This is a genomic window from Haloparvum sedimenti, assembly GCF_001462205.1.
In the GTDB taxonomy this organism is placed as follows: Archaea; Halobacteriota; Halobacteria; order Halobacteriales; family Haloferacaceae; genus Haloparvum; species Haloparvum sedimenti.
Genome location: NZ_LKIR01000122.1, coordinates 31737 through 48792, shown reverse-complemented (window position 1 = coordinate 48792; position 17056 = coordinate 31737). Strand labels below are relative to the sequence as shown.

Sequence of the window (17056 nt, the reverse complement as noted above, 5' to 3'; positions counted from 1 at the left end):
GTCGTCGAGCGCGACGTCGCGGCGCGGATGGTCGCCGTAGGCGTACAGGTCGGCGTCGAACGCGTCGAGCACCGCGTCGAGTTCCCCGACGTGGTCGCCGTGCTGGTGGGTCAACACGACACGGTCGAGGTCGTCGACGTGCTCGGCGATAACCGCCTCGACGCCCGGCATCGTCCCGGCGTCGACGAGCGTGGTCGCCTCGCCCTCGACGAGGTACGCGTTGCAGGTGAACGCCTCGGCGTCCGCGGTGACGGTTCTCGGTTCCATGTCCCCTCTTTGGCGCGGCCGTCCTAAAAGTGGAAGCGTCCCGCGGGCGCGATGCCGCGGTCGCGACGACGCGGTCGTGGGGCATGTTCACATCGTCCCGGGGGTTTTTCAGTACTGATCGTCTATACGCAAGTGTATGGGCTTTGGGAGCTACGATGAATCCGAACAGGAGAACCAGGACCTCGACGCCGACTTCGAGAACGACGACGGCGTCCGAACGTCCGAGGCCTCCCACGAGGGAGACATCAACTTCGAGAACGGCGCCTCGAACGACGAACTCCTCGACAGACTGGCGGACATCAAGTCGGACGAATAGGTGAAACCGGGTAGCCGCTCGCTCGGGGTCGCCTTCCGCGACGCCGACGAGCGGAGCCGCATCGCGGGCGCCGTCGTCCGTACCGACGGCGTCCTCGACGGGCTCGCCTACGGCGGGTGTTCCGTGGGCGGCCGCGACGCCACCGCGAGCGTCGCCGCACTTTTCGACAGGCTCGACCGCGAGGACGTTCACCGAGTCCTCTGTGCGGGCGTCGCGCCCGCGTGGTTCAACCTGATCGACCTCGAGGCGCTTCACGAGACCGTGGACCGCCCGGTTCTCTCGGTCTCCTTCGAGGAGAGCGAGGGGCTGGCGGGGGCGCTCCGCGAACAGTTCTCCGGTGACGCGCTCGAGGACCGACTGGCGGTCTACCGGTCGCTGCCGCCGCGGCGGGCGGTCGCGGTCGGCGACCGGACGCTGTACGTCCGCGCCGTCGGGACGAACGACGAAACGGCGGCCGCGGTCGTCCGCGAACTGACGCGGGAGGGGCACCGACCCGAACCGGTGCGGGCCGCCCGCATCGCCGCCCGGGCGTACCACGACGCCCCGGAGCGGTGACGTCCACCGGCGGCCGCGGTCCCGAACCGGCCCCGTTTTTGAGGCTCGGCCGCGCGCAGTCGAACATGAGCGACGACGCCCCCGCCCGAGGCCTCGACGACGACCTCTGCGTGCGCGAGTGCGAGCGCTGCCCCGCGCTCGTCGACTCGCGGAGCCGCATCGTCAACGGCGTCGGGCCGACAGACGCGGACCTGCTGTTCGTCGGCGAAGGGCCGGGCGCCACGGAGGACGAGGAGGGCGAGCCGTTCGTCGGCCGCTCCGGCGACGTGCTCGACGAGGCGCTCCGCGAGGCGGGACTGGCCCGCGCGGACGTCCGCATCACCAACTGCGTCCGGTGTCGACCGCCGGAGAACCGCGATCCGCGGAGCGAGGAGCTGGCGAACTGCCGAGGCTACCTGACCGAGGAGATCGACCGCGTCGATCCCGAACTGATCGTTCCGCTCGGGAAGGTACCGAGCGAGCACCTGCTCGACCGCGACGTGGCGATCACCTCGGCGGCCGGCTCGGTCGTCGAGGCGCGGATCGACGGCGCGGCGCGGCGCGTCCTGCTGTGTGTCCACCCCGCGGCGACGCTGTACGACCGGAGCCAGCGCGAGGGGTTCTTCGAGGCGATCGCGGAGGCGGCCGACCTCGCCGGCGCAGCCGACGGTGCCGGCGGACAGTCACGGCTCGGGGACTACTGATCCGGATCTGCCGGTGAAAAAGCAGATTCATAAACGGCACGCGGACACTCCGTTCCGTTTGATCGTCCGGGGTGGACCTATTGAGACGTACGTTCGACTCCCCCGTAAACATAGAAAAGACTAAAAATGGTGCGTCGCTCTCAACATCCATGTCCGACAACAGGTGGTCGGCGAATCGGCGTACGTTCCTCAAGACGACTGGCGTTGCCGGAGCCGTTGGGCTGGCGGGCTGTACCGGCGGCGACGACGGGTCCTCCGGCGGGACCGAGGACGGCTCGGGTGGCGGGACCGAATCCGGCGGGACGACCGGCGAGGTCGCGGACACGCCCACCGCGCAGTTCATCCTCAACCCGGCCGAGGCCGACGTCGAGATCGAACGGCAGTACCAGCCGATGTTCGAGTACCTCGAGTCCGAGGTCGACGTGGAGATCGAGTCCGAGCGCGCGGCCAGCTACACCGCAACGCTCCAGTCGATGCGCAACGACCAGGGCGAGATCGCGGACATCTCGCCGTCCGCGGTCATCGCGGGCGAGGGGGTCGTCGACGTGGTCGGGATTCGCATCGCGTACGGCGCGGCACAGTACTTCTCGACGATCACGACCACGCCCGACAGCGGTATCAGCGCACTGACCGACCTGGAGGGCGAACAGATCAACTTCGGTGACATCCTCTCGGTGTCCGGCACGCTCGTCCCCCTGACGGTTCTGCAGGACGCGGGTCTCGACGTCGGCACCGCGCCCGACGGCGACGCCGAGGACTTCGAAGCCGCCTACTCCGACCACACGACGTCCCGCGAACAGATGGTCAACCGGGACGACGTGGCGGCCGCGTGTACGGGCGCGTTCTCCTCGGCACCCTACGTTCCCCAGGAGCAGTTCGAGGAGATGTCCGAGGACTTCGTCGAGATCTCCGCGGAGTACAGCGGTGCCGGCGACGCGATCGAGGAGGAGGGCGTCGAGCTCGAACTCCTCGCCGTTTCCGACCCCATCCCGCGTGCGCCCCTCGTGACGCGCAGCAACTGGGATAGCCCGGTCAAGTCCGAGATCGAGGAGGCGATCCTCAACGTGAGCGAGGACGACCTCAGCCACGGCGACGATTACGACGGCGAGCCGCTCTGGTTCACCGGCGTCGAGGACGGAAACATCGACGACTACGAGATGATCGGGAACGTGATGGACGAGCTCGGTCTCGAGTTCGAAGACCTTTCCTAAACCCCCCTATTACCCCCTTTCACACCCTACATGAGTCGTATTACAGTCGACGGTCTCACCAAACACTACGGTGAAACTGTCGCGTTGAACGACGTCTCTTTCGAGATCCCGTCGGGCGAATTCGTGATCGTCCTCGGCGTCTCGGGATCGGGAAAGTCGACCCTGCTGCGGTGTATGAACGGATTGACGCCGATCACCAGCGGCGAGGTGCGCATCGACGGAACGCCGGTCACGCAGCCCCGTAACGACACGGCGATGATCTTCCAACAGCACAACATCATCGGACAGCTCAGCGCGTACGGCAACGCGTTGACCGGCGCGCTCAACCGAAACGGGTTCCTCCAGAGCATCCTCCAGTTCCAGTCACAAGCGGACAAGTATCAGGCGCTGCAGGCGCTCGAGACCGTCGGCCTGCTCGACGAGGCGCGTCAGCGCGCCAGCCAGATGTCCGGCGGCCAACAGCAGCGCGTCGGCATCGCCCGCGCGCTCGTTCAGAACCCGGACATCATGCTGGCCGACGAGCCGGTCGCGAGCCTCGATCCGGGGAGCGCCCAGCAGGTGATGGGCTACCTCCGGACCGCGGCCGAGCGGCGCGGGCTCACCTCCGTCAGCAGCCTCCACCAGGTGAACCTCGCCCGAAAGTTCGGCGAGCGCTTCATCGGGCTCCGCGACGGTGAGAAGGTGTTCGACGGCTACCGCGACGAGGTGACGATGGACGTGATCGACGAGATCTACGGCGACATCGACACCGAGGGCATGTTCGCGGAGACGGACGAGGACACGGAATCGGAGGCGACAGCATGAGCGGCGAGAGCGCGGCCGACGCGGCCGGCACCTCCGACGACTCGACCGATCCCGAGGATCTCGGCGCGAGCGATGTCAGCGGCGCGGTCACGGAGCAGTACGAGCGCATCGTCCGCGCACGCAAGGTGCGGGCGCTGCTGGCCGCCCTCCTGATCCTCGTGGTCGGCTACTTCTTCGCGAACGCGCTGTACGCCGTCGAGCTGTTGCAGGCGAACCTTCCCCAGTACTTCGGCACCTTCCTCGAGGCGCTGCAGGACTTCTTCCCCTTCCTCGTCAGCGTCGAGGGGTTCCCGTGGATCACGTTCAACCCCGGCGGGTTCCTGGAGTACTGGGCGTTCATCCAGGAGCGCAACCTCATCTACAACCCCGAGGCGTCGCTGACCGACCCCAGCACGGGCGGTCCGCTGGCGCTGTTCGGTGAGGCCGGCATCACGCTCTCGATGGGCTTTGCCGGCACGATCATGGGCTTCCCGCTCGCGCTGCTGTTCGGCATCCTCGGCTCCGGCCGCGTGACGCCGTTCCCGTTCAACTTCATCTTCCGCGGCGTGATGTCCTCGATCCGCGCCATTCCGGCGCTGGTGTGGGCGCTCATCTACGTCCCGCTCGGCGGGATCGGCCCGACGACCGCGACGCTGGCCATCGCCACGGACACGATCGGGAACCTCGGTCGCCTGTTCACCGACGAACTGGAAGAGATCGAGGACGGTCCCATCGAGGCGATGCGCACCACGGGCGCGAACAAGCCGCAGATCATCGTCTTCGGGATGCTCTCGCAGGTGACGACGCCCTTCATCGCGTGGACGCTGTACATCTTCGAGATCAACGTCCGGATCGCCGTCTCGCTCGGGATCATCGGCGGCGGCGGACTCGGACAGGTGCTCAACGTCCAGCAGGGGCTGTTCGCGTTCACCAACATGATGGCGACCATCCTCGTCATCCTCGTGTTGATCATCTCCGTCGAGATGTTCTCCCAGCGGCTCCGGTCCCGCCTCCGCGGCGAGGATGAGACGCAGGGGTTCATCGACCTGCTGCTCGGCTTCCCGCAGCGGATGGCCGAGTCGCTGCTCAAGTAGGTCGCCGCGGTCACGTTTTCTACCTCCTTGCGCCTGGTCGGCGAGTCCCGACGCCCCGCCGACTGCCCGAAGGGAAACCGCTTTTTCCCCGCTCGCCCGAGTATCGGTATGAGCATCCCCGAGCCTCCCGCGGAGGCGCTCGCGGACGTGGTCGTGGTCGACTACGGCCTCGGCAACCTCCGGAGCGTCACCCGCGGGCTGGAACGCGCCGGCGCGAGCGTGGAGATAACCGACGACATCGACGCCTTCGCGGCCGCGGACGGCGTCGTCCTCCCCGGCGTGGGCGCGTTCCGTGAGGGGATGGAGAACGCCGGCCCCTACCGCGAGGCGCTCGTCGAACACGCCGAGGCCGGCCGCCCGCTGTTCGGCATCTGTCTCGGCATGCAGATGCTGCTCACCTCCAGCGAGGAGGCCGACCGGGAGGGGCAGGGCGACGTGGAGGGGTTAGACCTCATTCCGGGCACCAACCGCCGCTTCGAGGTGGACGAGAAGGTGCCCCACATGGGCTGGAACGAGCTCCGCGTCCAGCGCGAACACCCCCTCGTCGCGGGCGTCGACGGCGAGCACGCCTACTTCGTCCACTCCTACTACGCGGACCCGGCCGACGACGACGCGGTCGTCGCGGCGACCGACTACGGCGTCCGCTTCCCCGCGGTCGTCGCCAACGAGGCGGGCAACGTGTTCGGCACGCAGTTCCACCCCGAGAAGAGCGGCGAGACGGGGCTGCAGATTCTGCGGAACTTCGTCGAGTACTGCGCGGAGCAGTAGGGTTCGACGAATCGGGGCGGCGAGAGCGGCCCGTCAGGCACCCGAGCCGGCGTCACCCGTCTCCGCGATGCGGCGGTCGTACTTCTCCATCGACTCCGCGAGCGCCGCGTCAGCGTCCACGTCCGCCGCCTCCGCGACCGACAGCAGCGCGAACAGCGCGTCCCCGACCTCGTCGCTGGCGAGGTCGATGGCGGCCGGCTCCGCGCCGTAGTCGGTCGAGACCGTCGCCTCCTTCGCGAGCTCCCCGACCTCCGACTGGAGGTCGAGCAGGCGGTAGGCGAGCGGCGCGTCGAGGTCGTGCTCGTCGAGAAACGCGGCGACGCGGTCTTGCTGATCCATGTCTCCGAGCGTGTGAGCCGGGAGTGATGAATGTTCGGTGCTGACTGAATCCGATACTGAGTGACGCAGCCCGATTCAGACATGCCACTTTTCTGAAACTCGCGGCGGTGCGGTGCTGTGCGGTCGCGGAGCGGTGCGGTGCTGTGCGGTCGCGGAGCGGTGCGGTTGCGGTGCCGTACTGTCGGCGCGCGCCGCGGCGCCCCTGTGGCGCCGCGACCGCGCGAGGTCGCCAGCGCGCTACTGCACGCTGGCTGCTCGAAAATCTCCGATTTTCGGTGGAGGCGGCGGCGCGGCCGCCTTGCGGTGCGGTTCCGCGGCCGCGCCGCCGCCGAGGCTGGGGAGGTGCGAGGCTGCTGTGCGGGGCGGTTGCGGTGCGGTGGGTGGGACTGAAAGGGGCAGTCGGCTCGAACCCGCCCGGACGACGCTCTCGCGAGCCTGCCGAGCGAGAGTCAGCAAGTCGCAGCCCGGACCCGTCCGTCGGGCGGTGCGGAGAGACGCAACGGAACGCCCGGACCGTCTTGCCAGACAAGCACCGCAGCGGGCTGTGCGGAGAGCGAGGAGCGCAGCGAGGCCCGGCGCGGTCGAGCCGACTGGGGCTTTCTGGGTGTTGTTGTCGGGAGCAGCAGGACCGACACCAGTCACAAAAACACCATCTAGTAACAAAAAACAGACAAAAACACTCCGCTCCACTAAGTATCGCTATCGCTCAAAACGGAATGTCCGCAGTTAGACCTGGCGCGAGAAGGCGAGCGTACCGGAGACGTTCTCGATGTACGCCTTCACGGTGTCGCCCTCGGAGGCGCCGGGGACGAAGATCGTGTACTGGCCGCGCTCGGCGACGCCGTCGCCCTTGCGGCCGGTGCCGACGATCTCCAGTTCGTAGGTGTTGCCCTCCTCGATGGCCTCCTCCTGCGTGGTCGTCTTCGTCGTGGTCGACGAGCGCTTCGCGACCGGGCGGAACGCCCCGCAGGCCTCACAGCGAAGCATCTGCGTGCGGTCCTCGGTGACGAGTCGCGTGTCGGGGAGGCCGCACTCGGAGCAGGTGACGTAGCTGGCGACGTAGGCGTCGATGGCGGCGTCGAAGTCGCTCGGGCGGAACGTCCCGTTGTAGCGCGCGACGCCGTTCTCGTACTGGCCGGCCGTCCCCAGCTCGCGCTGGAGGTTCGAGTGGAGGTGCTCGGGGTCGCGCCCGAGCGCGTCCGCGATGGCCGAGAGGTTGGTGAGTCGGGTGAACGCGCCGTCCTTCTGTGCCTGCGGGTCCGGCACCTGCAGTCGCTCGTCGGACCCGCCGAGGTCCGGGAGCGAGTCGATGGCGCGGTCGAGGCTCGCTTCGTACTCCATGACCGGACGAGGCGAGCGCGACGGAAAGCGCTTCCGGGTCGACCCCGAGCGCCCCGGCTGGGGTCCGTGAACGCGACACAGAAAGCGACGTGAACGCGGCACCGAGGGCCACGAACGGCCCGGCCGCGAGCGCGGACGCGCGGTCAGAAGGAGACGGTGACGGCGGTCGGCTCGACGTCCAACGCGACGCCGAGGTCGACCGCGAGCGCCGGCGCGGCGCCCAGGTCCGTGGCGACCGCGGCCCCCTCGACGCGCACCGCGTCCGCGTCGCCGACCACGCGGACGGCGCCCTCCTCGGGTGCGGTCGCGGCGAACAGCGCCGTCAGCAGCGCCTTCAGCCGGTCTGCGTCCGTCTCGACGACGGCGCCCACGTCGATGTCGAGCGACTCCGATCCGGTCTCGACGGTCGCCCACGCGGACGCCGCCACGTCCGGGACCGAGACCTCGTGAACGTCGTGGTCGCTCGCGAGCGCCTCCAGCGCGGCGGAGAGGCGGTCGCGCTCGCGGATCAGCTCCTCGCGCGTCTCGATCGCGCCGGTGATCTCGCGGGCGACCGCGGTCACGACCGGTTCCCCCGCGTGGCCGTGCTCGACGAGCGTCACGGAGACGGGCACCTCGTGGCCCTCCGCGTGCCGGGCCAGCAGTTCCAAGTTCGCGGTTCCGACGGGTGACTCGCCCGTCTCGACGTACTCGGCTGCAAGCTCGCGGGCGATTGCGGAGAAGCGGTCCGGTATCAGCACCTCGGCCGGCTCGCCGACGACCGCGGCGGGGGCGTACCCGAGGATGCGCTCGAGGGCGGGATTGGCCGCGTGGACGGTACCGTCGAGCCCGACCGTCACCGCCGGGTCGGGACTTGCCCGGAGGAATTCCCCTGCAGGGAGTGCGTCGAGGCCACTCTCCAGAGCCTCGTCGCGTTCGGGGTCGATACTCATTGCGGATAGCTTCACAATTCTGATGGCAAAGAGCTTATGGCCGGTTTCTCGCCGCGAGAACCGGCTCGCGTGGGATCGGTCGGTTGTCGGTGGGCGACGGTCCGACGGTCCGGGAAGGCGGTGTGTCACACGCGCGTCGGACGCGCAGGAAGATTGATGTAGTCGGGGCGAGGATGCTGTGTCGAGATGAGTAAGATCACGTTCCGCGCGGACGACGACCTCGTGGAGCGACTGGAGGCGCTCGACGCCTCCAAAAGCGAGGTGATGCGCGAGGCGCTGCGCAGTCACCTCGACGAGGCCTCGTCGTCGGACTCGTCGGTCGCGGCCGACACGACGGACGCCGACCGCGGCGTCGCGACGGACGGCCTCGAGGGCGCCATCGCGGAGCGTGTCGACGCAATCATCGCCGACCGGCTCGACGCCGCGCTCGACGAGCGCCTCGGGGGCTCGGTCGCCCGCGGGTACGGCCCCGCGCCCCGCGACCGCGACATCAACGTCAACGTCACCGTGGACGGCGCGACGGCGGCGGACGAGACGACCGAGCGGTCAGCGAGCGGACGGCGGGCGTCAGGTCGGGGGCCGGCCGCGGAGCGGGAGGAGCCGGCGGACGAGGGGCCCTCCGCGTCGGACGCCGCCGACCGGTCCGCCGACTCCGCGACCGCGCCGGGCGAGAACGGGGAGCGGACCTGCGGCGGCTGCGGCGAGTCGCTGGAGGCGGGCGACGTGTACTGCGCCAACTGCGGCGAGAAGACCACCCACCGCATGTTCTGTGAGTGCGGTGACGAGGTGCGGACGGACTGGGGCTTCTGTCCCGGCTGCGGTCGTCGGACCCCGGCCGCGGACGTGCTCGACACCAGGTAAACGCGGATAGCGGCACCGTGGAGTGAGTATACGCGGGTTTCGCTAGTGTGTCTTACAACCGCCGTTATCTTTAAGTGCTATGCCTCGGTGCGTCTATATGCGTAAGACGGTCGTCTTACAGACGGTCGCCACGGAGCGGGAGTCCGCTCCGTCTGGCGATTCCGTTTCGTAAGACGCGGGCGTTCGTCGCCCGCCGTCTTACCGGGGGAATGTAAGCATGGAGCGTGTGACACTACGCATACCGAAACAGCAGATCGAGGAGGTCGAACAGATGGTCGAGACGGGGGAGTTCCCGAATCGTAGCGAAGCGATTCGTTCCGCCGTCCGTGAGATGCTCAACGAGCAGGACGGGGACCACGAGAGCCAGCGCCGCGGAAAGCGCGGCTGGGCCAAGGTGTAACGATGCAGGACATCGTTCAGGACGCACTCGACAACGCCGAGGCCGAGCAGCGTGAGATGGACGCCGACATGGACGACGACGACTTCGGGGACCCCCGAATCGTCATCGTCGGCGCCGGCGGCGCGGGCAACAACACGATCAACCGCCTGTACAACATCGGTGTCGACGGGGCCGACACGGTCGCGATCAACACCGACAAGCAGCACCTCAAGATGATCGAGGCCGACACGAAGATCCTCGTCGGCAAGTCGCTCACCTCCGGCCTCGGGGCCGGCGGTGACCCGAAGATGGGCGAGCGCGCCACCGAGATGGCCCAGGGGACCATCAAGGAAGTGCTCGGCGACGCCGACCTCGTGTTCGTCACGGCCGGCATGGGCGGCGGGACCGGCACCGGCGCCGCGCCCGTCGTCTCGAAGATCGCGAAGGAGCAGGGCGCCATCGTCGTCGGGATGGTCTCGACGCCGTTCAACGTCGAGCGCGCCCGCACGGTCAAGGCCGAGGAGGGGCTCGAGGAGCTCCGCAACGAGGCCGACTCGATCATCGTGCTCGACAACAACCGCCTCCTCGATTACGTCCCGAACCTTCCCATCGGTAAGGCGTTCTCCGTGATGGACCAGATCATCGCGGAGACGGTGAAGGGGATCTCGGAGACGATCACCCAGCCGTCCCTGATCAACCTGGACTACGCCGACATGTCCACGATCATGAACCAGGGCGGCGTCGCCGTGATGTTGGTCGGCGAGACCCAGGACAAGAACAAGACCCAGGAAGTGGTCAACGACGCGATGAACCACCCGCTTCTGGACGTGGACTACCGCGGCGCGTCGGGCGGGCTCGTCCACATCACGGGCGGCCCCGACCTGACGCTGAAGGAGGCGGAGGGGATCGCCGACAGCATCACGGAGCGCCTCGAGGCGAGCGCCAACGTGATCTGGGGCGCCCGGATCCAGGAGGAGTACAAGGGCAAAGTGCGCGTCATGGCGATCATGACGGGCGTCCAGAGCGCGCAGGTGCTCGGCCCCTCCACGCAGAAACAGGCCGACAAGTCCCGCGCCAGCATCGAGGGCGACGGCGAGGTCCACGACGGCGCGGCGGACGTCTCCCGTACCCCGTCCGCGGACGCCTCCGGCGGCAGCGACGCCGCGGCCTGGGAGTCCGACGGCGGCGAGGACCCGGTCGAGAAGAACAACGGCCTCGACGTCATCCGCTGACGCCGGCCGTTCGCCGCGAACCGCGTCACGTTTTTTCGACCTCACACCGCGAGCGACCGCGCCGCCGCGACTCCGACGCCCCGATCCGGCTCTCAGACCGCTTCGATGGCCGCGACCAGGCGGCACTTCCGGCAGACTTCGCGGCTGGTTACGGAGCCGCACTCCGCGCACTCGCGGAGCTCCGGCCCTTCGCCGTCGTCGCGGTAGCGGTCGGCGACGAGCGCCGCCAGTTCCTCGTAGCCGGCCATGATCGAGTGGCGCGTCCCGGGGTGGTTCTCCTCTAAGTCGTAGAGGAGTCGCTGGATCTCGCCGCGGTACGCCTCGTCCGCGTGCGGGCACTCAGCCATGTGCGCGGGGATGTCCCGGAGGTGGCAGTAGAGCGCGACCTCCTTCTCGGGCACGTCGCGGAGGGGCTTCGCGCGCGGGATGAAGGGAGCGTCCTCGTCCGCGGCGTCATCCCCGGCATCGGTCGCTCCGCCGCGCTCGTCGAAGGGGCCGAGCGAGGCGTCGAAGTGCTTGGCGATCTGGCGCACGTCCCCTTCGAGGAAGTTCATCAGCGCGGTCTGGGCCTCGTCGTCGAGGTTGTGCCCGGTGAGGAGCTTGTCGGCGCCGAACTCGTCGGCGTACGTCTCCAGTAAGTCGCGTCGGAAGACGCCGCAGTAGGCGCAGGCGGCCATGTTCTCGGGGTCCTTCTCGACCACGTCGTCCATCTCGACGCCGATCTCGTCGGCGTACGACACCACCTCGTGGCGCATGTCGAGGTCGTCCGCCAACTCGACGCAGGCGTCGACGCTCTCGTCGCGGTAGCCCTCGATCCCCTCGTGGATGGTGAGCGCGAGCATCTCCACGCGTGGGTCCTTGCCGAACGTGTCGTCGAGGATCGACGCGAGCACGACGCTGTCCTTCCCGCCGGAGAGCCCGATCACCCAGCGGTCGGGGTCGTCGGGCGTCGCCTCGGGGTCGAGGAGGCCGTCCTCCCGGACCCGCCGGCGCACGCGCTTCTCGACCGAGCGACAGAAGTGGTCCTCACAGAGGTGGGCGCCGGAGTAGGCCGCGAAGGTGACCGCGTCCGCGCCGCACTTGTCGCAGTCCATTACCGACCCGTAGCGGACCGGTCGGGATACGGGTTTCGGGGTCGGGTCGGTCGCCCGCGGGGCCGTCCCGGGGCGCTACGGCAGTCCCGCCGGCCCCTCGCGGACGACCGCCCGGAGCGTCTCCGCGTGCGCCTCGCGCGACGGCGAGGAGAACAGCTCGTGACCGCCGTCGTACAGGACGGTGCGCTCGGCGTCGACGCGGTCGCCCACGCGCCGCGGGTCGACGATCCGGTCCGTCAGGGTGCAGAAGGCGACCGCCTCCGGGTCGGGGTCCACGTCCGCGAGCCCGGCCTGCGCGCGGGCCGCTTCGCGGAGGAACGTTGGTGCCGCGCAGTCGGGGCCCTCCCGGATCTGGCGGTCGGTCGCCAGCGCGCCGAGCGCCTCGCGGTCGGCGGTTCCGGTGGGAACGACCTGTCGAGAAATCGGGAGCCGCGTGACGAGGTCGAAGATGGGGCCGGCCGTCTCCGGAACCATTCCCCACCACGGGCTGAGGTACGTCCGCGTCGCGGGCGCCGCCTCCCCGCGGAGGTACGCGCCGATCAGTCCGCCGGTCGAGTGGCCGACGAAGCGGTAGTCGTCCTCGAGGTCGGCGACGACCTCGAGGACCGGGCCGAGGTACTCCTCTTCGAAGTCGGCGACCGTGATCGGGATCTGTACCGCGGTGACGTGGCTGTCGGCCGCGAGCGTCTCCAGCAGCCAGCGGACGTTCTCGTGGTCGAGGCGGTTCCCCCAGCCGAGCACGCACGCGAGGTCCGGGTCGGCGGGGTCGCCGAGCGTTTCCGTCTCCATACGGCACCGTCCGGCGCGCGTCGACGTAAAAGGAGGGCGCCACGACCGCACCCACGTCGTCGCCGATTTCGACAGGGGTATGCGCCTGCGGTCGCGTGTGCGGGTATGAGCGACGACGCCGCGGTCGCGGATGCCGACGACGGGCCGGAGCGCGTCCCACTGCGCGAGGATCCGCCCGCGGAGACGCTCCGGACGCGGCTCTGGCGCCACGCGTACAACCTGTTCCCCGCCTACCGCGGGACGGGCGCCCGGATCGACCACATCGGCGGCGACTGGCGCTACGTCCGCGTCCGGGTCCCGTTCAACTGGCGGACGCGGAACATCGTCGGCGCGATCTTCGGCGGCAGCCTCTACGGCGCGGTCGACCCCGTCTACATGAGCCTGCTGCGGCGGAACCTCGACACCGACCGCTACACGGTGTGGGACAAGGCGGCCGACATCAGGTTCAGAAAGCCCGGCCGCGAGACGCTGTACGCGGAGTTCGAGATCGAGGGGGCGGAGCTCGACCGCATCCGCGAGGCGCTGTCCCCCGGCGAGTCCCTCGACAGCGTCTACGAGGTGGCGATCGTCGACGCCGAGGGCGTCGTCCACGCGGAGTGCGAGAAGACGCTGTACGTGCGGCAGGACGAGTAGAGAAGTCGGGGGCGGCCGGCTCAGCCGTCCTGCAGCTCCGCCTCGCGCAGCGCCTCGTTGAGGTCCTCCCGCACGCGCTCGCCGGTGTCGCGGTCCATCGCGGTCGTGACGATCCGGTTCTCCTGCACGCTGGAGCCGTCCCGCAACAGGAGCCGCACGTTGCCGTTCCGGTCCGCGCGGGTGGCCTTCGCGCGCAGTCCCGTCCGCGACCCGGTGCCGCCCGCGTCGATCGGCCCCGGGACGATCTTCTTGACGTGCGGGTGTCCCGCGACCGTGGAGATGGCACGGCGGCCGGGACGCCCGCCGATGAGCGTCGAGTGTGTGCCGCCGATCTTCTCCTTCGGCGGCGTCTCGACGACTTCGAGCGCGCGGTCGCCGCGACGGTCGCGCACCCACGCGACGGGGTCGGCCTCGTCGGGGATGCGGTAGAACTCGTGATGGAGCTGGGCGCGCGCCTCGCGGAGCGGTCCTCGCTCGCCGGCGGCGTACACCGCCTCGGGGCGCTTGCGCCGGATCTCGTCGGCGACCCGGCCCGCGAAGTTCCGCCGTTGAACCGTCTCGCGTTCGTCCCCGTCCCGGCGGTCGCGCTCGGGGATCGTGGTGACGGTCGTCCGGCCGACGACCTCGTCGTCGTCGAGCATCGCGATCTCCGCGCGGTCGGCGTCGAAGCGGACCACCACGGCGTCGCTGTTGGCGGTGTTGCAGGTGAGACAGTAGTCCCCGGGCTTGTCGAGGGGGGTGCCACACCGCCGACAGTTCATTGTTCGGGGTGTGGTCGCTCGAAGCTAAAAGGCCGTTGTCCCGGTGGTCGTTTCTCCGCTCCGGGACTGTGAGACCCTCTCGCGGGCGCCCGGACTCGTAGCCTTTTTACCCACGCTGGCGGTACTCTTCTCCACTATGGCTGAGAACGAGGCTCGATCCACCGGCAGCGCGGGCCGATTCGGCGCACGCTACGGGCGCGTCGCCCGCAAGCGCGTGCAGGACATCGAAGCGGAGATGGAGTCCGCGACGGTCGACGGCGACGACGTCACCCGCGTGGGAACCGGCATCTGGGTCAACGAGGAGACGGGCGAGAAGTTCACCGGCGGCGCCTACCGCCCCGAGACGCCCGGCGGTCGCACCGTCCGGCGCTCCATCCGCGCCGCGCTGGCCGACGAGGAATAATGAGCTACAAGTGCTCCCGCTGTAAGCGCGACGTGACGCTCGACGAGTACGGCGGCGTCCGCTGTCCGTACTGTGGCCACCGCGTCCTCCTGAAGGAGCGCGGCGGCGACGTCAAAGAAGTCGACGTCAACTGACGGGTCCACCCGTGTCGCCGGCGTTCGAGCACGACGCTTTCTTGCGCTTTTCTTACTCCGACGAGCGGCGCGCCCGCCTCGTGGCCGACGCGCTCGGCCCGGAGGTCGGCGAGATCGACGACGGCCGCTCGACCGCGAGCGTCGACCGCGACGGGGACACGGTAGCGGTCCGCGTACGGGCGCACGACCTCGTCGCCCTCCGCGCCGGGATCAACAGCTGGACCCGGCTCGTCGCGGTCGCCGAGAACGTGAGCGACCGATAACGACGCCGTCCGTCGCGGTCCGTCCTCTCCGTCTCGCTTCCCCGCTACGTTCCGTCGCGTGTCCTCGCTACGTCCACGTGGCGCCGCAGGCTCACAGCAGGTCGTCGGGAGCGCCGGCGAGCCCCGCCAGCGCGTCCGCCTCGACGTGGTGGAGGTCCCCGGGGATCACCAGCAGGTGCAGCGGGTCGCCGAAGTCGCGCGCCGCGAGCGCGGAGAGGCGGTCCGCGGCGACGACGGCGTCCGGGCTCCCGGCGCGCGCGACGACCACGGCGAGTTCGTCGCTCCACTCCTCGGCGAACAGCTCGGCCGCGTAGTCGGCGGTCATGTACTCCTCGTGGTCCGGGTCCGGCCCGCGCGGGCCCATGCCGACCTTTATGTCCAGGTAGACGACCGTGTGGAGGCCGCGCTCGCGGTTGGCCTCGATCGTCTCGATCACGCTCTCCGGGACGCGGTCGCCGCCGTGGGCGTACGGGAACGGGAGCGTCACGGCCTTTCCGAAGCGGTAGTTCTGCAGCCCGGTCAGGCTGGAGGCGGCCGACTGGGCGGTGACGCCGTGGATCACGCGCGTCTCGATGCCCCGTTCCTCGGCGCGGAGCCGGAGGTCCGCGTGGGTCGTCGAGATCATCGTGTCGCCCGCGGTCAGAAACGCCACGTCCGAGGCGGCCGCCCTCGCCAGCATGTCGTCGGGGTCCTGTTCGACGCCGGGCCGGTCCCGCACCTCGATGTCGACGCCGTGGTACGCCTCCAGGTCCGCGACGTCGGCGCCGACCAGCCGGCTGGTGTAGAACTCGGCGTAGGCGTGGTCGGCCGCGCGCAGCGCCTCCTGCCCCTCGACGGTGATCGACCGCTCGTCGTAGAGGCCGAGGCCGATGAAGGTGAGCATACCGCCGCTCGGCCGGGGACGGCCTTATAGAACCCGGAACGGCGGCTCGGCGACGCCGGGCCGGTCGGCGGCCGTCCTACTCGTCGGCGCCGGGCCGATCGACGGTGCCCTACTCGTCGGTGACGCCGGACCGGTCCATCGCCGCGACCTCGTCGACGAGCCACTCGCGGAACCACTTGGCGCGCTTGAGCCGCTGGTGGGCGATGCTCTCGGCCGTGTCGGACTCGATGCGGTCGACGTGGTCGCGGCCGCGTTCGAGCACGCGGTCGACCATCTTCGCGGCGTCCATGTGCGAGCGGGACTCGTAGCCCATCCGGAGCAGCATCAGCGCGCTGCCGTTGGCGCCGATCTTGTCGAGGATGTCCGCCTCGATCAGACACCGCGCCTCCAGCGCGACCGCGTCGAGGTCGCCCTGGTAGGAGTGGTCCTCGACGGCCTGACACACCTCCTCGACGAACGATTCCGGGTAGTCTCCGCGCGTCCGGAGGTACTCGCCGGCCACGCGCGCGCCGGCCTCGGCGTGTACGTCCTGTTCGGCCTCCAACTTGGCCACGTCGTGGAACAGCGCCGCGACGCGAACCACGTCCACGTCGGCGCCCTCCGCCTCCGCGATCTCGGTGGCGATCTCCACCACGTTGAGGATGTGGTTGAACCGGTACTCCGCGGAGTGCCAGGGGTACCACCGCATCCGTCCCCCGTCGTCCTCGCTCTCGACGCTGGCGGCGAGGTAGTCGTGGACGAACTCCTTCATGTCCTCGAACGCGTCCTCACCCACCGAGGACTCCTTAATCTCGACGCCCACGCCGGCACCTCCCCCCGTGACGATCCGTGTAGTTCATTGTGCGAACGGAGGTACGTAACGCTTTTAGACGTTACGACAGTGCACCCACGGTTGGGCGGACGCGTTCCGGGCGCCCCGCGGTTGGGGGCGGCACGCGCTCCACCGCCGTATCCGCCCGTTTCCGGCTCAACAACCCGTAAGTAGCTCGGTCGACTCCGTCCGCGTATGACCGACCAGGCCTACCTCGCGGACAGCTACGTCCGGGAGTTCTCCGCGACCGTCGAGCGGACCCTCGACGACCGGCTCGTGCTCGACCGCACGCACTTTTACCCCGAGGGCGGCGGCCAGCCGAACGACACCGGCGTCGTCGAGGCGAACGGCGACCGCTGGCGCGTCGTCGACGTACAGAAGACGGACGACGTCTACCACACGCTCCGCCCGGAGAACGGCGCGGTCGCCAACGACGCGCCCGTCGGCGGCGAGGCGGGGACGGACCTGCCGGAACCCGGAACGACGGTCGATTGCGAGGTGACGTGGAACCGGCGGTACGCCCA

General features: G+C 69.5%; 23 protein-coding genes and 1 pseudogene. 15 read left to right on the top strand and 9 right to left on the bottom strand.

Annotation, left to right across the window (positions count from 1 at the left end):
* Positions 1-267: MBL fold metallo-hydrolase (locus tag AN233_RS09020; protein WP_125920009.1), on the bottom strand; the 267-nt coding region annotated here is incomplete at its 3' end.
* A gap of 136 nt (positions 268-403) precedes the next feature.
* Here AN233_RS09020 and AN233_RS09015 point away from each other — a divergent pair.
* The 7 genes from AN233_RS09015 (at position 404) to hisH (ending at position 5677) form a co-directional block, all read left to right on the top strand.
* Entirely contained in the window at positions 404-583 is a 180-nt protein-coding gene (locus AN233_RS09015; protein ID WP_058366461.1) for a DUF5786 family protein, read from the top strand.
* Positions 584-1138 carry an endonuclease dU gene (locus AN233_RS09010; protein ID WP_058366460.1) on the top strand — a complete coding sequence of 185 codons (555 nt, stop codon included), beginning with the start codon at positions 584-586 and terminating at the stop codon, positions 1136-1138.
* 65 nt (positions 1139-1203) lie between these two features.
* Positions 1204-1821: a uracil-DNA glycosylase gene (locus AN233_RS09005; protein ID WP_058366459.1), complete on the top strand. Its 618-nt coding sequence runs from the start codon at positions 1204-1206 to the stop codon at positions 1819-1821.
* A gap of 149 nt (positions 1822-1970) precedes the next feature.
* Positions 1971-3032 carry a substrate-binding domain-containing protein gene (locus AN233_RS09000; protein WP_058366458.1) on the top strand — a complete coding sequence of 354 codons (1062 nt, stop codon included), beginning with the start codon at positions 1971-1973 and terminating at the stop codon, positions 3030-3032.
* Between the two features lie 30 nt (positions 3033-3062).
* Positions 3063-3836: a phosphonate ABC transporter ATP-binding protein gene (gene phnC / locus AN233_RS08995; RefSeq protein WP_058366457.1), complete on the top strand. Its 774-nt coding sequence runs from the start codon at positions 3063-3065 to the stop codon at positions 3834-3836.
* The gene (gene phnE / locus AN233_RS08990; protein ID WP_080508411.1) at positions 3833-4909 is read left to right on the top strand and encodes a phosphonate ABC transporter, permease protein PhnE; all 1077 of its coding nucleotides are present in this window, start codon (positions 3833-3835) and stop codon (positions 4907-4909) included. The genes phnC and phnE overlap by 4 nt, the downstream gene beginning before the upstream one ends.
* Positions 4910-5017: 108 nt before the next feature.
* Positions 5018-5677, top strand: a complete 660-nt coding sequence (hisH, locus tag AN233_RS08985; RefSeq protein WP_058366456.1) for an imidazole glycerol phosphate synthase subunit HisH — start codon at positions 5018-5020, stop codon at positions 5675-5677.
* Between the two features lie 33 nt (positions 5678-5710).
* On the opposite strand, the gene AN233_RS08980 is transcribed toward hisH, so the two are convergent.
* From AN233_RS08980 to AN233_RS08970, 3 genes are all read right to left on the bottom strand, one after another.
* Positions 5711-6016 (bottom strand): MazG-like family protein, encoded by a 306-nt coding sequence (locus AN233_RS08980; RefSeq protein WP_058366455.1) that lies wholly within the window; start codon positions 6014-6016, stop codon positions 5711-5713.
* Between the two features lie 726 nt (positions 6017-6742).
* Positions 6743-7357 (bottom strand): translation initiation factor IF-2 subunit beta, encoded by a 615-nt coding sequence (locus tag AN233_RS08975; RefSeq protein WP_058366454.1) that lies wholly within the window; start codon positions 7355-7357, stop codon positions 6743-6745.
* Between the two features lie 143 nt (positions 7358-7500).
* Positions 7501-8289, bottom strand: coding sequence for a PAS domain S-box protein (locus AN233_RS08970; protein ID WP_058366453.1), 789 nt, complete (start codon positions 8287-8289; stop codon positions 7501-7503).
* A gap of 186 nt (positions 8290-8475) precedes the next feature.
* On the opposite strand from AN233_RS08970, the gene AN233_RS08965 reads away from it, so the two are divergent.
* The 3 genes from AN233_RS08965 (at position 8476) to ftsZ (ending at position 10761) form a co-directional block, all read left to right on the top strand.
* Complete coding sequence (locus AN233_RS08965; RefSeq protein WP_058366452.1) at positions 8476-9150, top strand: double zinc ribbon domain-containing protein; 675 nt, start codon at positions 8476-8478, stop codon at positions 9148-9150.
* A gap of 217 nt (positions 9151-9367) precedes the next feature.
* Entirely contained in the window at positions 9368-9550 is a 183-nt protein-coding gene (locus AN233_RS08960) for a ribbon-helix-helix domain-containing protein (protein WP_058366451.1), read from the top strand.
* A 2-nt stretch (positions 9551-9552) separates the two neighbouring features.
* Positions 9553-10761 (top strand): cell division protein FtsZ, encoded by a 1209-nt coding sequence (gene ftsZ, locus AN233_RS08955; protein ID WP_058366450.1) that lies wholly within the window; start codon positions 9553-9555, stop codon positions 10759-10761.
* Between the two features lie 92 nt (positions 10762-10853).
* Here the strand turns inward: ftsZ and ncsA are convergent, their stop codons facing one another.
* Complete coding sequence (gene ncsA / locus AN233_RS08950; RefSeq protein ID WP_058366449.1) at positions 10854-11855, bottom strand: tRNA 2-thiolation protein NcsA; 1002 nt, start codon at positions 11853-11855, stop codon at positions 10854-10856.
* Positions 11856-11930: 75 nt separating this feature from the next.
* The gene (locus AN233_RS08945; protein WP_058366448.1) at positions 11931-12644 is read right to left on the bottom strand and encodes a hypothetical protein; all 714 of its coding nucleotides are present in this window, start codon (positions 12642-12644) and stop codon (positions 11931-11933) included.
* Positions 12645-12749: 105 nt separating this feature from the next.
* Here AN233_RS08945 and AN233_RS08940 point away from each other — a divergent pair, with 105 nt between their 5' ends.
* Complete coding sequence (locus AN233_RS08940; protein WP_058366447.1) at positions 12750-13277, top strand: DUF4442 domain-containing protein; 528 nt, start codon at positions 12750-12752, stop codon at positions 13275-13277.
* A gap of 20 nt (positions 13278-13297) precedes the next feature.
* Here AN233_RS08940 and AN233_RS08935 read toward each other — a convergent pair whose 3' ends face one another.
* Positions 13298-14038 (bottom strand): DUF2103 domain-containing protein, encoded by a 741-nt coding sequence (locus AN233_RS08935; protein WP_058366446.1) that lies wholly within the window; start codon positions 14036-14038, stop codon positions 13298-13300.
* A gap of 136 nt (positions 14039-14174) precedes the next feature.
* Between AN233_RS08935 and AN233_RS08930 the strand changes: the two genes are divergently transcribed.
* The 3 genes from AN233_RS08930 to AN233_RS08920 are packed head-to-tail and all read left to right on the top strand — an operon-like array spanning position 14175 to position 14838.
* Positions 14175-14441 (top strand): 50S ribosomal protein L37, encoded by a 267-nt coding sequence (locus tag AN233_RS08930; protein WP_058366445.1) that lies wholly within the window; start codon positions 14175-14177, stop codon positions 14439-14441.
* Positions 14441-14575, top strand: a complete 135-nt coding sequence (locus AN233_RS08925; RefSeq protein ID WP_058366444.1) for a DNA-directed RNA polymerase subunit P — start codon at positions 14441-14443, stop codon at positions 14573-14575. The genes AN233_RS08930 and AN233_RS08925 overlap by 1 nt, the downstream gene beginning before the upstream one ends.
* A gap of 11 nt (positions 14576-14586) precedes the next feature.
* Positions 14587-14838, top strand: coding sequence for a KEOPS complex subunit Pcc1 (locus AN233_RS08920; protein WP_058366443.1), 252 nt, complete (start codon positions 14587-14589; stop codon positions 14836-14838).
* A 91-nt stretch (positions 14839-14929) separates the two neighbouring features.
* Here the strand turns inward: AN233_RS08920 and dph5 are convergent, their stop codons facing one another.
* Complete coding sequence (gene dph5, locus AN233_RS08915) at positions 14930-15721, bottom strand: diphthine synthase (RefSeq protein ID WP_058366442.1); 792 nt, start codon at positions 15719-15721, stop codon at positions 14930-14932.
* A 109-nt stretch (positions 15722-15830) separates the two neighbouring features.
* Complete coding sequence (locus AN233_RS08910) at positions 15831-16523, bottom strand: HD domain-containing protein (RefSeq protein WP_058366441.1); 693 nt, start codon at positions 16521-16523, stop codon at positions 15831-15833.
* Between the two features lie 204 nt (positions 16524-16727).
* Between AN233_RS08910 and AN233_RS18010 the strand changes: the two are divergent.
* Positions 16728-17056: pseudogene (locus tag AN233_RS18010) on the top strand (alanine--tRNA ligase-related protein); the annotation flags it as partial.

Coding starts and splice junctions, on each gene's coding strand:
- AN233_RS09015 (WP_058366461.1), top strand. CDS start 404: ATGGGCTTTGGGAGCTACGATGAATCCGAACAGGAGAACCAGGACCTC.
- AN233_RS09005 (WP_058366459.1), top strand. CDS start 1,204: ATGAGCGACGACGCCCCCGCCCGAGGCCTCGACGACGACCTCTGCGTG.
- AN233_RS09000 (WP_058366458.1), top strand. CDS start 1,971: ATGTCCGACAACAGGTGGTCGGCGAATCGGCGTACGTTCCTCAAGACG.
- phnC (WP_058366457.1), top strand. CDS start 3,063: ATGAGTCGTATTACAGTCGACGGTCTCACCAAACACTACGGTGAAACT.
- phnE (WP_080508411.1), top strand. CDS start 3,833: ATGAGCGGCGAGAGCGCGGCCGACGCGGCCGGCACCTCCGACGACTCG.
- hisH (WP_058366456.1), top strand. CDS start 5,018: ATGAGCATCCCCGAGCCTCCCGCGGAGGCGCTCGCGGACGTGGTCGTG.
- AN233_RS08980 (WP_058366455.1), bottom strand. CDS start 6,016: ATGGATCAGCAAGACCGCGTCGCCGCGTTTCTCGACGAGCACGACCTC.
- AN233_RS08975 (WP_058366454.1), bottom strand. CDS start 7,357: ATGGAGTACGAAGCGAGCCTCGACCGCGCCATCGACTCGCTCCCGGAC.
- AN233_RS08970 (WP_058366453.1), bottom strand. CDS start 8,289: ATGAGTATCGACCCCGAACGCGACGAGGCTCTGGAGAGTGGCCTCGAC.
- AN233_RS08965 (WP_058366452.1), top strand. CDS start 8,476: ATGAGTAAGATCACGTTCCGCGCGGACGACGACCTCGTGGAGCGACTG.
- AN233_RS08960 (WP_058366451.1), top strand. CDS start 9,368: ATGGAGCGTGTGACACTACGCATACCGAAACAGCAGATCGAGGAGGTC.
- ftsZ (WP_058366450.1), top strand. CDS start 9,553: ATGCAGGACATCGTTCAGGACGCACTCGACAACGCCGAGGCCGAGCAG.
- ncsA (WP_058366449.1), bottom strand. CDS start 11,855: ATGGACTGCGACAAGTGCGGCGCGGACGCGGTCACCTTCGCGGCCTAC.
- AN233_RS08945 (WP_058366448.1), bottom strand. CDS start 12,644: ATGGAGACGGAAACGCTCGGCGACCCCGCCGACCCGGACCTCGCGTGC.
- AN233_RS08940 (WP_058366447.1), top strand. CDS start 12,750: ATGAGCGACGACGCCGCGGTCGCGGATGCCGACGACGGGCCGGAGCGC.
- AN233_RS08935 (WP_058366446.1), bottom strand. CDS start 14,038: ATGAACTGTCGGCGGTGTGGCACCCCCCTCGACAAGCCCGGGGACTAC.
- AN233_RS08930 (WP_058366445.1), top strand. CDS start 14,175: ATGGCTGAGAACGAGGCTCGATCCACCGGCAGCGCGGGCCGATTCGGC.
- AN233_RS08925 (WP_058366444.1), top strand. CDS start 14,441: ATGAGCTACAAGTGCTCCCGCTGTAAGCGCGACGTGACGCTCGACGAG.
- dph5 (WP_058366442.1), bottom strand. CDS start 15,721: ATGCTCACCTTCATCGGCCTCGGCCTCTACGACGAGCGGTCGATCACC.